This is a genomic window from Cedecea sp. B1(4) (assembly GCF_059414925.1).
The window spans coordinates 1-289 of the sequence record NZ_JCAHMZ010000259.1 but is presented as its reverse complement, the minus strand read 5'-3'; the positions used below and the strand labels follow the sequence as shown (position 1 = coordinate 289).

Annotated in this window: 1 pseudogene; it reads right to left on the bottom strand. The window is 62.3% G+C overall.

Going from position 1 to position 289, the window contains the following annotated elements:
- A pseudogene (locus ACR6JA_RS22855) lies at positions 1–289 on the bottom strand (PrkA family serine protein kinase); the annotation flags it as partial.

Below are 289 nucleotides of genomic sequence, written 5' to 3'. Positions count from 1 at the left end.
CGCCGGTTTCCGGGTCGCGGAATTCCTCGTCCTGGATCCAGCAGTCGGCGAACGTGACGTAGCGGTCGAAGATGTTCTGGCCATACTCCGAGTACGACTCGAGGTACGCGGTCTGGATCTCCTTGCCGATGAACTCGGCGTAGCGCGGCGCCAGGAAGCCCTTGATGAACTCCAGGTAGCGCCGGCGGATTTCCTCCGGATAGTCCTCGCGCCCGATGCGCTGCTCGAGCACATACATCAGGTGCACCGGATTGGCCGCCACCTCGGTCTGGTCGTAGTTGAAGACGCT